Annotated in this window: 12 protein-coding genes; 8 read left to right on the forward strand and 4 right to left on the reverse strand. The window is 61.2% G+C overall.

Features of this window, described 5'->3' with window-relative positions; all coding sequences use genetic code 11:
* Positions 1-4 precede the first annotated feature (4 nt).
* The 3 genes from ACZ5WT_RS06610 (at position 5) to ACZ5WT_RS06620 (ending at position 3,940) form a co-directional block, all read left to right on the forward strand.
* Positions 5-1,057 (forward strand): ABC transporter ATP-binding protein, encoded by a 1,053-nt coding sequence (locus ACZ5WT_RS06610; protein WP_464286584.1) that lies wholly within the window; start codon positions 5-7, stop codon positions 1,055-1,057.
* Between the two features lie 103 nt (positions 1,058-1,160).
* Positions 1,161-1,592 carry an iron chaperone gene (locus ACZ5WT_RS06615; protein WP_464286585.1) on the forward strand — a complete coding sequence of 144 codons (432 nt, stop codon included), beginning with the start codon at positions 1,161-1,163 and terminating at the stop codon, positions 1,590-1,592.
* A gap of 86 nt (positions 1,593-1,678) precedes the next feature.
* Positions 1,679-3,940, forward strand: coding sequence for an ATP-binding cassette domain-containing protein (locus ACZ5WT_RS06620; protein WP_464286586.1), 2,262 nt, complete (start codon positions 1,679-1,681; stop codon positions 3,938-3,940).
* A gap of 13 nt (positions 3,941-3,953) precedes the next feature.
* Here the strand turns inward: ACZ5WT_RS06620 and ACZ5WT_RS06625 are convergent, their stop codons facing one another.
* Positions 3,954-4,220 (reverse strand): hypothetical protein, encoded by a 267-nt coding sequence (locus ACZ5WT_RS06625; RefSeq protein ID WP_464286587.1) that lies wholly within the window; start codon positions 4,218-4,220, stop codon positions 3,954-3,956.
* 106 nt (positions 4,221-4,326) lie between these two features.
* On the opposite strand from ACZ5WT_RS06625, the gene ACZ5WT_RS06630 reads away from it, so the two are divergent.
* The 3 genes from ACZ5WT_RS06630 (at position 4,327) to ACZ5WT_RS06640 (ending at position 7,424) form a co-directional block, all read left to right on the forward strand.
* The gene (locus ACZ5WT_RS06630) at positions 4,327-5,427 is read left to right on the forward strand and encodes an NAD(P)-binding domain-containing protein (protein ID WP_464286588.1); all 1,101 of its coding nucleotides are present in this window, start codon (positions 4,327-4,329) and stop codon (positions 5,425-5,427) included.
* Positions 5,428-5,490: 63 nt separating this feature from the next.
* Positions 5,491-6,420, forward strand: coding sequence for an aldo/keto reductase (locus ACZ5WT_RS06635; protein ID WP_464286589.1), 930 nt, complete (start codon positions 5,491-5,493; stop codon positions 6,418-6,420).
* An 11-nt stretch (positions 6,421-6,431) separates the two neighbouring features.
* Positions 6,432-7,424, forward strand: coding sequence for an aldo/keto reductase (locus ACZ5WT_RS06640; RefSeq protein ID WP_464286590.1), 993 nt, complete (start codon positions 6,432-6,434; stop codon positions 7,422-7,424).
* Between the two features lie 636 nt (positions 7,425-8,060).
* Here ACZ5WT_RS06640 and ACZ5WT_RS06645 read toward each other — a convergent pair.
* Positions 8,061-8,954: a helix-turn-helix domain-containing protein gene (locus ACZ5WT_RS06645; RefSeq protein WP_464286591.1), complete on the reverse strand. Its 894-nt coding sequence runs from the start codon at positions 8,952-8,954 to the stop codon at positions 8,061-8,063.
* 332 nt (positions 8,955-9,286) lie between these two features.
* Here ACZ5WT_RS06645 and ACZ5WT_RS06650 point away from each other — a divergent pair, with 332 nt between their 5' ends.
* Positions 9,287-10,918, forward strand: a complete 1,632-nt coding sequence (locus ACZ5WT_RS06650; protein ID WP_464286592.1) for a DUF262 domain-containing protein — start codon at positions 9,287-9,289, stop codon at positions 10,916-10,918.
* 93 nt (positions 10,919-11,011) lie between these two features.
* Here the strand turns inward: ACZ5WT_RS06650 and ACZ5WT_RS06655 are convergent, their stop codons facing one another.
* Both ACZ5WT_RS06655 and ACZ5WT_RS06660 read right to left on the reverse strand, forming a co-directional pair.
* Positions 11,012-11,182 carry a YegP family protein gene (locus ACZ5WT_RS06655; RefSeq protein ID WP_464286593.1) on the reverse strand — a complete coding sequence of 57 codons (171 nt, stop codon included), beginning with the start codon at positions 11,180-11,182 and terminating at the stop codon, positions 11,012-11,014.
* 139 nt (positions 11,183-11,321) lie between these two features.
* Positions 11,322-11,576, reverse strand: coding sequence for a hypothetical protein (locus tag ACZ5WT_RS06660; RefSeq protein WP_464287253.1), 255 nt, complete (start codon positions 11,574-11,576; stop codon positions 11,322-11,324).
* A gap of 162 nt (positions 11,577-11,738) precedes the next feature.
* Here ACZ5WT_RS06660 and ACZ5WT_RS06665 point away from each other — a divergent pair, with 162 nt between their 5' ends.
* Positions 11,739-12,371, forward strand: coding sequence for a restriction endonuclease subunit S (locus tag ACZ5WT_RS06665; protein ID WP_464286594.1), 633 nt, complete (start codon positions 11,739-11,741; stop codon positions 12,369-12,371).
* Positions 12,372-12,374 lie beyond the last annotated feature (3 nt).

A 12,374-nucleotide genomic window follows, 5' to 3' on the forward strand; every position in this document is an offset into this window, starting at 1 on the left:
CGCCATGTCGACCACCATTCAGCTCAGGCAGATTCTCAAGGCCTATGGCGACGTTCAGGTGATCCATGGGGTCGACCTCGACATCGATCCGGGTGAGTTCACGGTGTTTGTCGGACCCTCGGGCTGTGGCAAGTCCACCCTGCTGCGCATGATCGCCGGGCTCGAGCCGATTACCGGGGGCGATCTGCTGATCGACGGCCAGCGCATGAACGACGTGCCGGCTGCCCGGCGCGGCATCGCCATGGTGTTCCAGTCCTATGCGCTCTATCCGCATATGAACGTCTACCAGAACCTGGCTTTCGGGCTGGAAACCGCCCGCATGCCCAAGGACGAGATTGCTGTCCGGGTGCAGAAGGCCGCTGAAATCCTCAAGATCGAGCCGCTGCTCAAGCGCAAGCCCAAGCAACTGTCGGGCGGGCAGCGCCAGCGCGTCGCCATCGGCCGCGCCATCGTGCGCGAGCCGCGCATCTTCCTGTTCGACGAGCCGCTGTCCAACCTCGATGCCGAGCTGCGCGTCGCCATGCGCGTCGAGATCGCCAAGCTGCACAACGATCTGGGTAACACCATGATCTACGTGACCCACGACCAGGTCGAGGCCATGACCATGGCCGACAAGATCGTGGTGCTTCGTAGTGGGGTCATCGAGCAGGCGGGGGCCCCGCTCGAGCTCTACAACAATCCCAAAAACCTCTTCGTCGCCGGCTTTATCGGCTCGCCCAAGATGAACTTCCTCACCGCTGGCGTCGCAGGCGAGGCGCTGCAGGTGGCCGGCAATGCCATTGCCCTGCCGCGCACCGTCGCCGGCGCGACGACGCTGGGCATTCGGCCCGAGCACATCACCCTCACCGCGGGCTCGGGCATCAAGCTGGCCGACCTTCGGGTCGACCTGGTCGAAAATCTCGGCGGGCAGACCGTGGTTTACGCCACCACCAGCGACGGCCAGCCGATGACCATCGTGCTCGAAGGCCAGCGGCCGGTCGAACTGGGATCGACAGTCGCCGCCTATATGGACCCCGCGCGGGTACACCTGTTCAACGCCGAGGGCCTGGCGATCTGATCCCGTCGGCCCCGGCATTCTACCAAGGCGCGGCTCCGTGGAGCTGCGCCTTTTCGTATCGGCTGGCTCGTATATGATGGCCTCCCATTCGAGGAGGATGCCCATGGCCGGCACGAAGAAAACAGGCGAGAAGGTCTTTTCTGACGCAGAACTGGAGGCGATGCAGGAGGCCAAGGCCGAACGCAAGAAGGGCAAGAAGGCCGACGGGGAGGCCGACATGCTGGCCAAGATCGCCGAAATGAGCGAATCCGATCGCACCATTGCCGAGCAGCTGCGGGCGCTGGTGAAGGAAAACGCTCCCGATCTCGCGCCCAAGACCTGGTATGGCATGCCCGCCTGGAGCAATGGCGATGGCAAGGTGGTGTGCTTTTTCACCCCCGCCGGCAAGTTCGACGCGCGCTATGCCAGCTTCGGTTTCAACGAGGCCGCCAGGCTCGATGACGGCACGGTCTGGCCAACCTCTTTCGCGGTAACGCGGCTGACCCCGGCCGATGAAAAGACCATCGGCGCGCTGATCAAGAAATCCGTCAGCTAGCTTCTGTCGAAATCGGGTGTGCTGACACGTCATGTCAGCAACCTCCCCGATAAGGGGCTGTCCTGCCACATCAAAGAGTTTGCCCTGTGACTTCACCCGACTACGGCTCGATCATCATTCGCGGCGCCCGCGAGAACAATCTCAAGAATGTCTCGCTCGACATCCCCAAGCGCCAGATCACCGTATTCACCGGCGTGTCGGGGTCGGGCAAGTCGTCGCTGGTTTTCGGTACCATCGCGGCAGAAAGCCAGCGGCTGATCAACGAGACCTACCCGGCCTTCGTGCAGCAGTTCATGCCGCATTACGGCCAGCCCGACGCCGACGTGCTGGAAAACATCTCGGCGGCGATCATTGTCGACCAGCAGCGGCTGGGTGGCAATTCGCGCTCGACCGTGGCGACCGTGACCGATGCGGCGCAGATGCTGCGCGTGCTGTTCTCGCGGCTGGCCGAACCGCGGCTGGGCCCGCCCGGGCTCTATTCCTACAATGATCCGCGCGGCATGTGCCCCGATTGCGAGGGCATCGGGCAGGTCGCGGCCATGGACATGTCGGCGGTGGTGGACGAAAGCAAATCGCTCAAGCAGGGCGCGCTGCTGCCCAAGGGCTTCGAGATCGACAGCTGGTGGGCCGGGGCCTATTTCGGCGCGGGCCTGTTCGATGTCGACAAGCCCATCAAGGACTATACCGCTGAAGAGCGCGACATGCTCTTCAACCTCGACGATGGCCGCAAGGTCAAGGTTGGCAAGATCAACATCACCTATGAGGGTGTGGTCGCCAAGCTCAAGAAGGGCCTTGGTTCCAAGGATCCCGAAACCCTGCAGCCCCATGTGCGGCTCGAATATGATCGTATCTTCACCCGCGCCGTCTGCCCGGTCTGCAAGGGCGCGCGGCTCAACCAGCAGGCACTGGCCAGCAGGGTCGGGGGGCACAATATTGCCGAGCTGTCGGCCATGCAGGTGAGCGAGCTGGCCAAGCTGGTGCGGGGCATCAAGGCGCCCCAGGTCGGGCCGATGCTGGAAGCGCTGGCCCTGCGGCTGGAAAACCTCGTCACCATTGGCCTCGGCTATCTCAGCCTTGATCGCGAAAGCTCGACCCTGTCGGGTGGCGAAAGCCAGCGCGTCAAGATGGTGCGCCATCTGGGCAGCTCGCTGACCGACATAACCTATGTGTTCGACGAGCCCTCGGTGGGCCTGCATCCACACGATGTGGGCCGGCTGGCCGGGCTGATGGAACAGCTGCGCGACAAGGGCAATACGGTGCTCATCGTCGAGCACAAGCCCGACATGATCGCCATTGCCGACCATGTGGTCGATATGGGTCCCCGCGCCGGCAGCAAGGGCGGCGAAGTGGTCTATCAGGGCGCCTACGAAGGACTTCTAGCCTCGGGCACCCTTACCGGCGACCATATGAAGAAGCACCAGCCCATCAAGGACAAGCCGCGCCAGAAAGAGGGCGAGCTCAAGATTGCCCATGCCCGGCTCAACAATCTCAAGGATGTCTCGGTCAACATTCCCAAGGGTGTGCTGACGGCAGTGTCGGGCGTGGCGGGCTCGGGCAAGTCGAGCCTCATCCAGGGCTGCCTGCCGCTGGCCTATCCCGACACCATCATCATCGATCAGAACCTGGCACGCGGCTCGCGGCGCTCCAATACGGCGACCTATACCGGCATTCTCGACGCCGTGCGCAAGGCCTTCGCCAAGGCCAATGGCGTGGATGCTTCGCTGTTCTCGGCCAATTCCAAGGGCGCCTGCCCCGACTGCAACGGCCTGGGCGTCATCTATACCGACCTTGCCCATCTCGACCCGATGGTCACCGAATGCGAGAGCTGCGAGGGCAAGCGTTTCTTGCCCGAAGTGCTCGAACACCAGCTGCGCGGCAAGTCGATCAGCGATGTCTACGAGATGAGCGTGGGCGAGGCGGTGGAGTTCTTCACCGAACCGGCCATCGCCAAGATCCTCAAGGGGCTCGACGATGTCGGGCTGGGCTATCTGACGCTGGGCCAGCCGCTTTCGACCCTGTCGGGCGGCGAGCGCCAGCGCCTCAAGCTCGCGGCGGAGCTGGGCAAGAAGGGCAATATCTATGTGCTAGACGAGCCGACGACCGGCCTGCACATGAACGACGTCGATACGCTGATCGGGCTGTTCGACCGGCTGGTCGATGCGGGATCATCGGTGATCGTCATCGAGCACAATCTCGACGTCATTTCCCGCGCCGATTGGGTCATCGACCTGGGGCCCGGCGCTGGCCAGGATGGCGGCACCATTCAGTTCGAGGGCCTCCCGGCCGATCTGGCCAAGGCCAAGACATCGCTCACCGGCCAGCATCTGGCGGCGCGCGGCGCATCCTGAACCGGTAAGCAACTCAGCGTTTGGGGACGGGCTCGATCAGGTCGTCCTCGACCTCGGTCTCGGGGCGGTCGCCGCCGTCGGACATTTCCTCGTGCCACTTGCCGGCGCTGTCCTGATAGAGGATCGCCGTGCTGTGGCCGGCCACCTGCTGCCGGTTGGCCGCCGCAATGGCTGCGTCCAGCGCTGCCCGATGCGTGGCAAAGGGCTCGGAGAACACATCTCCCAGTTTGTAGGCGAAGCCGCCATCATGCTCGACTATGTCATAGGTCACATGGGCCATGATCGTCCCTCCCTGGCACACACAACCCGCTGGCGCGCCAGAAGTTGCCTGACTTGCTGGCGGGGGAAGGGGCGCCTACATCTGGCGGGTATTTTCGGGGGTCAGAGTGGCGGAACCAGACCAAGCCTTGCGTGTCGCGCTCAAGCTCGACATCGTCGTCATCGGCGCCGGGCAGGCGGGCCTGAGTGCTGCCTACCACCTCAAAAAGCTGGGCCTCAATCCCGGCAAGGACTTTCTGGTGCTCGATCAGGCGCCGCGCCCCGGCGGGGCCTGGCAATACCGTTGGCCCTCGCTTACCCTCTCCACCGTCAATCGCGTGCATGACCTGCCTGGCATGAGCTTTGCCGACATGGCGGGGGGCGATTCCAGCGTGCAGGCCTCCGTTGCCGTGCCGCAATATTTCGCCGCCTATGAAGACCATTTCGATCTCAAGGTGCTGCGGCCCGCCAGCGTCCGCGTGGTCTGCGACCGGGGCGAACGCCTGCGGGTCGAGGCGGATCGGGGCCTGTTCTCGGCGCGCGGCATCATCAATGCCACCGGCACCTGGGAAAAGCCCTACATCCCCGCCTATCCCGGTGCAGACCTCTTCGCCGGCAGGCAGCTTCATACCAAGGACTTTCACCGGGCCGAGGATTTCGAGGGCCAGCATGTGCTGGTCGTGGGGGGCGGCATCTCGGCCATCCAGCTGCTTGACCAGATTTCCATGGTGACCCGGACCAGCTGGGTCACGCGCACCCCGCCGCGCTTTCGCGATGGGCCGTTCGACGAGGATGCCGGCCGCGCCGCGGTGGCGCTGGTCGAGGAAAGGGTGCGCGCGGGCCTGCCGCCCAATTCGGTCGTTTCGGTCACCGGTCTGCCCATGACCCCGGCGATTCTTGCGATGCGCGAACGCGGTGTGCTGCACAGGCAGGAAATGTTCAGCGAGATCACCCCAAGGGGCGTGCGCTGGGCGGACGGGCGCGAACAGGCCGTCGATGTGATCCTCTGGTGTACTGGCTTCCGTAGTGCGCTTGATCACCTCGCGCCACTGCAGCTGCGCGAGCCGGCAGGCGGCATCACCATGACTGGCCGCCTGGCCACGCAGGCGGCCCGCGATCCGCGCGTGCACCTTGTTGGCTATGGCCCGTCGGCCTCGACGGTCGGCGCCAATCGGGCGGGCGCGGCGGCGGCATCCGAGCTGACGCGCCACCTCGGCCTGCTGTCGTAGCTATGGCCGGGGCAGGGTGCTAGGCTCGCGGAGAAACAAGCCTCTAGCGGACTGAGTGCCTCCATGAAAACCCATCTGATGCCCCTGGCCGGGCTGACCGTTTCCAGCGTCGTTCTGGGCATGATGCGCATTGCCAAGATGAGCAATGCCGAGATCGACACCCTGTTCGGCTCCGCTCGCGATGCCGGGATCACCGTGTTCGATCATGCCGATATCTATGGCGGCGAGCGCCATCGCTGTGAGGCCCGCTTCGGGGAAGCCGTGACCCTGACACCGGCTGCGCGCGAGGCGGTGCTGATCCAGTCCAAGGTCGGCATTCGCAAGGGGTACTTTGATTTCTCGAAGGACCACATCCTGACCAGCGTCGACGAGTCGCTCGCCGCCCTCAAGACCGACTATCTCGACCTGCTGCTGCTCCATCGGCCGGATACACTGGTCGAGCCAGAAGAGGTGGCCGAGGCCTTCGATAGCCTCAAGGCCAGCGGCAAAGTGCGCCACTTCGGCGTTTCCAATCACACGCCGGGCCAGATCGAGCTGCTCAAGACCGCGGTCAATCAGCCGCTGGTGGCAAACCAGGTGCAGCTCAGCATCACCCATGCTCCGCTCTTTGCGCAGGGCGTTGCGGCGAACATGGCCGGGCTCGACCAGTCGGTCAGCCGCGATAATGGCCTGCTCGACTATTCGCGCATCAACAAGATGACCCTGCAGGCCTGGTCGCCGTTCCAGAAGGGCTTCTTTGACGGCATCTTCCTCGGTGACCGCGAGCATTACGCCGAACTCAATGACGCCATCGATGCGCTGGCCAGCCAGTATGGCGTCACCCCCACCGGCATTGCCGTGGCCTGGATCACCCGCCATCCCGCCAATATCCAGGTCGTGCTCGGTACCACCAATCCCACTCGAGTCGCCGATGCGGCTGCCGGCTCCGCCGTGCCGCTGACGCGCGAGGAATGGTATCGCCTGTTCCGTGCCGCAGGGCACAAGCTGCCATAAGGAGACCAGCCATGGAAAAGCGCAAACTGGGCGCCGGGGGCCTGGAGGTCTCCGCCCTGTCGCTGGGCTGCATGGGCTATGGCCAGACCCGCGAAATCGCCGACCGCGCCGAGATGATCGTCCTGATTCGCCAGGCGGTGGAGCGGGGCGTCGATTTCTTCGATACCGCCGAGATCTACGGCCCCTTCACCAACGAGGACATGGTGGGCGAGGCGCTGGAGCCGCTGCGCCATGAGGTGAAGATCGCGACCAAGTTCGGCTGGAACATCGACCCCGAGACCGGAGAGAACTTCGGCGGGGTCAACAGCCGCCCAAAGCAGATCCGCTGCGCCGTGGAAGGCAGCCTCCGGCGTCTGCGCACCAGCCACATCGACCTGCTTTATCAGCACCGCGTCGACCCCGATGTGCCGATGGAAGACGTGGCAGGCACGGTCAAGGACCTGATTCACGAGGGCAAGGTGCGCCATTTCGGCCTGTCCGAAGCCGGCCCCGAATCGATTCGCCGCGCCCATTCCGAACAGGCCGTCACGGCCCTGCAAAGCGAGTATTCTCTCTGGACCCGTGAACCCGAGCAGGAGGTTATCCCCGTGCTCGATGAGTTGGGCATCGGCTTTGTGCCCTTCAGCCCGCTGGGCAAGGGTTTCCTGACCGGCAAGATCGATTCGAACACCCAATTCGCCGGCAATGACTTCCGCGCGCAGATTCCGCGATTCGCGCCGGAGGCCATCAAGGCCAATCAGGCCCTGGTCGACCTGCTCAAGTCCATTGGCGGACGCAAGGGCGCCAGCCCCGCGCAGATCGCGCTGGCATGGCTCCTGGGGCAAAGGCCCTATCTCGTACCGCTGTTCGGCACGCGCAAACTGCACCGGCTCGAAGAAAATCTCGATTCGATCCACGTGGCGCTCGATGATTCGGATTTGCAGGAAATCGAATCGGCATCGGCGGAGATCCGAATCGTCGGCGCGCGCTACCCTGATTCGATGCTGAAGATGGTGGGGATCTGAATGGGCCGTGGCCCCTGGGAAACCGGGGGCCGGAAAAACCAAAGGCCGGGCAATTAGCCCGGCCTTTTGTTGCCACTCCCAATTGGGAGGATTTGGAGCGGGCGATGGGATTCGAACCCACGACCCTAACCTTGGCAAAGCGAGAATTGCTCTGTCTCTGCAATCACTTACGGTGCATTCTAGTTCACCAGAGTGCCCGGCCGTTCAAGGCTGAAAAAGCAGTCGATGCCCTTTGGATTTTGCATTCCATGTAACCACGGCGCAGGTTCCTAAACTGGAATGAACTGGCGTGACAGCAACCGCGATGCAACCTTGACGGGTGCGCTAACGTCGATAACCACACTGCAACTGGCTAGTGTTAGCGCTCTCCGCGGATCAACCGCCTCTGCGTCCTGGCTGTCGCCTTATAGACGGTCACAACGCGATCGGCAGCCAGGACAACTCGCGTGTTCCTCAGCCGTTGGAGCTGTCGGATTTCTTCGGCGCAACTAGCGATGGCGGCCGCTACGTCCTTTTCACTAAGGAAAACGCTTCCGTCACGGAGCAATGTTCCTTGTGCTAGTACGGCGCTGAGGTCTGCCGGCCGCAGCGAACGCTGTTGTGATCGCACTGCTGCGTGAGATGTAATGTGTACGCTCATAGCGATATGCCCCGGATGGCATCCCATGCCTCGGCGAGTTCGGCAGGCATCTTGTCATCAAGCCACTTTGCTCGATCTTTCTCCCGGTCGTCGCTCCAAAGGTCTTTGGGGATTTCATCGAGCCGCGCATGTCCGAACCTAAGTGCGAGTTGCCCCCACTTCGATCCGATGGCTATTTTCGCCAGATCCTCATCGCAGACGCTGTAGGATGGGTACTTTCCATCCTCTTCACCGCCGACTTCGTCGACGGATATGACGGATGAATCGTAGTCGGCCGCGAGCGCCGCCAGATAGTGGGCAAATGGGCTACCAGTACGAGGGTCATAGCCGAAGTGATAAGCGTCGTCGTCGAGGTGACCTCCGAATAGATCTGCCTCTTGGATAGATGAGCGCTCGCCGTTAGCAGCGTCAGAAACTCGGTATGCAGCGTGGGCAAACGCCAGGTGGCTCGTTTTGGCAAGATCAGCTAATCGATCTGCAGCCGCTTCGACCTCCTCAAGCTTCTTTCTCCGCCATGCCAGGCTTCCCTCTGCCAGCAAGACGAACATAAGTGGGGCAAGGTTAATTACCTCGGACGCGCTGACGCCGTACCGCCGCGATAGCAAGTCTATGGCTAGCCGGCTGGAGTGCGAGATGACGTTGGAGACGGCTACCTTCCCCGGCTGTGGAACGGGGGGAGGAAGCGGATCACTGCCATCCAAAACCTTCGCACTGATGCGAAGCACATCAGCGAGCTGTTTCACCGTTCTTTCGCGAACGCCCCCATGATGTTCGGCGCCCTCAAGCCGGGTGATCTGCTTCTGTGAGATTTTGGATTTGTCGGCGAGTTCCTGAGTGGACAGCCCGGCGCGTCTACGCGCTTCCCGAAGTATCGAACCTATGACTTTCATATGTCTGCTCCCGTAAGACGCAGTCAGTATGTCTGATTAATTCGCCGTAATAAATAGACATATAGAAACATATGTCCAATAAGTGGATTGATGTGGTGTCATCGAATGGACATTTGGCACCCGGCGCCGGATTTGGTGGCCCGCTTCCCTGGGCCGGACTTGGGCGGCTTGCTTTCGCGCTAATTGCGTAATGTTGCCTTGGCCATTTGCTCTCTTTTCAGCAGCTTGCGCAGGCGAGTGCTGGCAGCCTAGTCTGCAGCCTTGCCTGCGGGCATAACGGCTCAATTTGAGACGGCTAACAACAACATCACCCCGCGACATTGAGTTTGAGAATGAAAGCTGACGAACGGACGATAAGCGATGTCCTGACCAATCAAATCCGCTACGAGATCCCGGCCTATCAACGACCCTATTCTTGGGAGAAGGGTAATGTTGAGCAACTTCTTGACGATGTCTGGGAGGCATATGAAGCAAATGACGAAGAGTATTTCATCGGTTCGCTCATCACCATCGAGCGCGAAAAGGGCCTCCTCTACGACGTAGTGGATGGTCAGCAGCGGCTCACGACACTCAACCTGATCTTCTCGCGGCTACGCGATGCCGTTGATGAGCCAGCCAAATCCGAGCTTGGCCGGCGCGTTTTGCCTCGCAATGCCTTGACGGGCGAGGAAGAAATGCCGCGCCTCACGCTGCGGCAGCGGGATCAAAGCTTCTTCCGGAAATACGTTTTGACAGGTGAGGAGGTTCCGGCTTCGGTTCGCAAAGAGATAGCCAAGGACCAAGACGCTCCCAAACAGCGGATCACTGAGAACCTTGATGCCATTGACGCCTTCATAGCGGCGCGTGACCCGAAGACGCTGAAGTTGTTTGCGAATTACCTGCTCAGCCGGGTCTATGTGGTATTCGTGACTACCGCGTCGTTGCAGTCGGCATACAGACTGTTCAACGTGCTAAATGCCCGTGGTATGGCCCTTTCGAACGCGGACCTTATCAAGAATATGCTGTTCGCAAGGTTGGGGGGCGATGCAACCCGTAGTAGCGAACTAGACGAGGCCTGGCTTGAGCTCGAGGAGCAGATCGGCATCGAGCGTTTGGACCAGTTTCTCGCCCACCACCGCAGTTCGGTAGTCGCTATCAAGGCTCGCAAATCGCTCCATGAGGAGTTCGCGCCGCTTGTCGAAGCATCGGCGACGCCATTCGCTTTCCTCGATGTTCTGAACACGTCGGCGCGCAATTATCTTCGCATACTGCGCAATGAATTCGACACCCCAGCAGCGCGTCGGGCGGTAAGGTCACTGCGCCGCGTCGCATTCGAAGAATGGATCCCGCCGCTACTCGCATTCCTGAACGAGCCAGTGGAAGGTCTGACAGAGGACGCGTTCGTGGACCTTCTCGAACGGATTACCTACCAGAATTGGATCCGCCGCCTTGCTTTCACCGCGCGGCTTACAGCGTATTTCCAACTGATCACAGCTATCCGCGCGCGTAAGACCGCCGATGACATTCGCGCCATCTTTCGCGCAAATTCCAATGACGAGGAGTTCCGCATCTTGCTCGATGGTGAGATTTACGGACGCCCGTTTGCGCAAGCCGTTCTACTGCGTCTTGAAGAGGCTGACCAGGACGAGTCCGTCACTAAGGACTTCGGCGGTAAGATCACCATCGAACACGTTCTGCCGCAGGCGCTCAAGGACGCCTATTGGCGGGAGCGCTTTACCGACGACGAGCATCGGCTCTGGTTACATCGTCTTGGCAACCTAGCGCTGCTTGCTGGTATCAAGAACTACAAAGCCAAATTCTATTCGTTCGCCCGCAAGAAAGAGATTTTCGCCGACAAGAACGACAAAGTGTCTTTCGACACCACCAAACCGATCCTCGCAGCCGTTCATTGGACCAAGGATGAGCTTGCCATTCGACAGAACGATCTTGTGGAGCGAGCTCGGCAGATATGGGCACTTGGATAGTTTGGCGACGGGTTTCGCTGCCGTACGACCATTAACGAAGCGGTTCTAGTGGTTTGGATCCGGCGGCCAGCTGCTGGCCGCCGGAATACTTGCTTAGGCGCGGTCGTTAACAGACGCGGTAGGCGCGACACGTTTCACAGAAGCGATGCCGGCTTCGGCAGATTGTTTGGTGGTGTATACCTCGGAATGGCCAAGGGTTTCGCCGTTGGCACCCTTAAGACGCCAGAAGTACCCGCCTGCGTTCGCGCGAAGGATTTCAAACATGGAAATGGCCCTCCTTGGGCCGGAAATGCGACCCGTCCGAAGCGCCGGGTCATTGATCTTTAAGGAGGGGCCAGCTAGGGTAATGTTGTTCAAGACATGCCTAGCGGGCTTCGGCCCAGGTATTCGGAAATCGGCTGGTTTACGAGACCAGTCGGTTTTCCATCCATGTTACCTTCGGGGTGAGATACGGCCCCTTAGGCGGAAGTTCGTCGGGACTCGCCGGCGGAACTTCTGGAAACCGCGTGCCATCCTTTACTTCAGCGATCCGGCCCTGATTGAGACCGAAGAACGCTGCGATATCGTGATGGCGGTCACCCCGCTCGATCATGCCCCGAATAAGCGCCACATCGCGCTCGTTGATTGTGAGGCCGCTCGGCCTCGCACGTGATCCCATACTTTTCTCCTGTTTCATTAAACCTCAGACTCTAGGCCTGACCCGTCTTATATGAGGGGGAGTCGCCGGACAGTCAACTAGAAATCGAATTATACAATACCGTAGCTTGTTACGATTTTATTTCTTCTTGACGTTGTAGCGCGCTACGGCTAGTTTGCGCGCATGATCAGCCACAAAGAAATAGCAACTCCAGCCGGCCTCAGCGCACGCCTGCTCGATGTCGCAGAAGTTTTTGCCGGGGTTGGGGTGTCGCGCGAGGAAGCGGTGGTCCGTCCTGGCGAAAGGCTGCCGGTTATCGGCGTGCGTGACCTTCAAGATGGCGCTGTAGCCGCGCGAGAGGCGCTGGACACCGTCGGCTTTTCGTCCCCCTCCAAAGCCATGATCTATGCAGTTCAGGCTGACGACGTGCTCGTGACGGGGCGAGGGACGCTGCTGAAGTTCGGCCTCGTGGGCGACGAGACGGCGGGAGCGATTGCCAGCGCAAACATCATCGTCGTGCGCCCCGGCCCTGATGTGGCGGGCGCCGTCCTCTTCGCAATCCTGTCGAGCGACGTGTTCCGGCCGAAGATCGAGGTTTTGCGGAGAGGGGCTACGACGCTACTGTCCCTGTCGCCGAAGGACCTTGCCAAGCTCGAAATCAATCTGCCGTCGCTGAACGAACAGGAGCGCATCGCCGCCCTCGTTAAGGACGCGCAAATCGCCTACCGCACCGCCCTGGAGGCTGCCGAAATCCGCCGCTCACTCGCGCGGCGCCTGATTGACGCTCGCCTGTTTGGCGACAACCAGAACCATTGAGGA

The organism is Devosia sp. T2-14, from assembly GCF_055397495.1.

What these genes read in the sequence shown, in the direction of transcription:
- ACZ5WT_RS06650 (WP_464286592.1), top strand. Translation starts at nt 9,287, where the DNA reads ATGAAAGCTGACGAACGGACGATAAGCGATGTCCTGACCAATCAAATC.
- ACZ5WT_RS06635 (WP_464286589.1), top strand. Translation starts at nt 5,491, where the DNA reads ATGAAAACCCATCTGATGCCCCTGGCCGGGCTGACCGTTTCCAGCGTC.
- ACZ5WT_RS06665 (WP_464286594.1), top strand. Translation starts at nt 11,739, where the DNA reads ATGATCAGCCACAAAGAAATAGCAACTCCAGCCGGCCTCAGCGCACGC.
- ACZ5WT_RS06610 (WP_464286584.1), top strand. Translation starts at nt 5, where the DNA reads ATGTCGACCACCATTCAGCTCAGGCAGATTCTCAAGGCCTATGGCGAC.
- ACZ5WT_RS06645 (WP_464286591.1), bottom strand. Translation starts at nt 8,954, where the DNA reads ATGAAAGTCATAGGTTCGATACTTCGGGAAGCGCGTAGACGCGCCGGG.
- ACZ5WT_RS06660 (WP_464287253.1), bottom strand. Translation starts at nt 11,576, where the DNA reads ATGGGATCACGTGCGAGGCCGAGCGGCCTCACAATCAACGAGCGCGAT.
- ACZ5WT_RS06655 (WP_464286593.1), bottom strand. Translation starts at nt 11,182, where the DNA reads ATGTTTGAAATCCTTCGCGCGAACGCAGGCGGGTACTTCTGGCGTCTT.
- ACZ5WT_RS06615 (WP_464286585.1), top strand. Translation starts at nt 1,161, where the DNA reads ATGGCCGGCACGAAGAAAACAGGCGAGAAGGTCTTTTCTGACGCAGAA.
- ACZ5WT_RS06640 (WP_464286590.1), top strand. Translation starts at nt 6,432, where the DNA reads ATGGAAAAGCGCAAACTGGGCGCCGGGGGCCTGGAGGTCTCCGCCCTG.
- ACZ5WT_RS06625 (WP_464286587.1), bottom strand. Translation starts at nt 4,220, where the DNA reads ATGGCCCATGTGACCTATGACATAGTCGAGCATGATGGCGGCTTCGCC.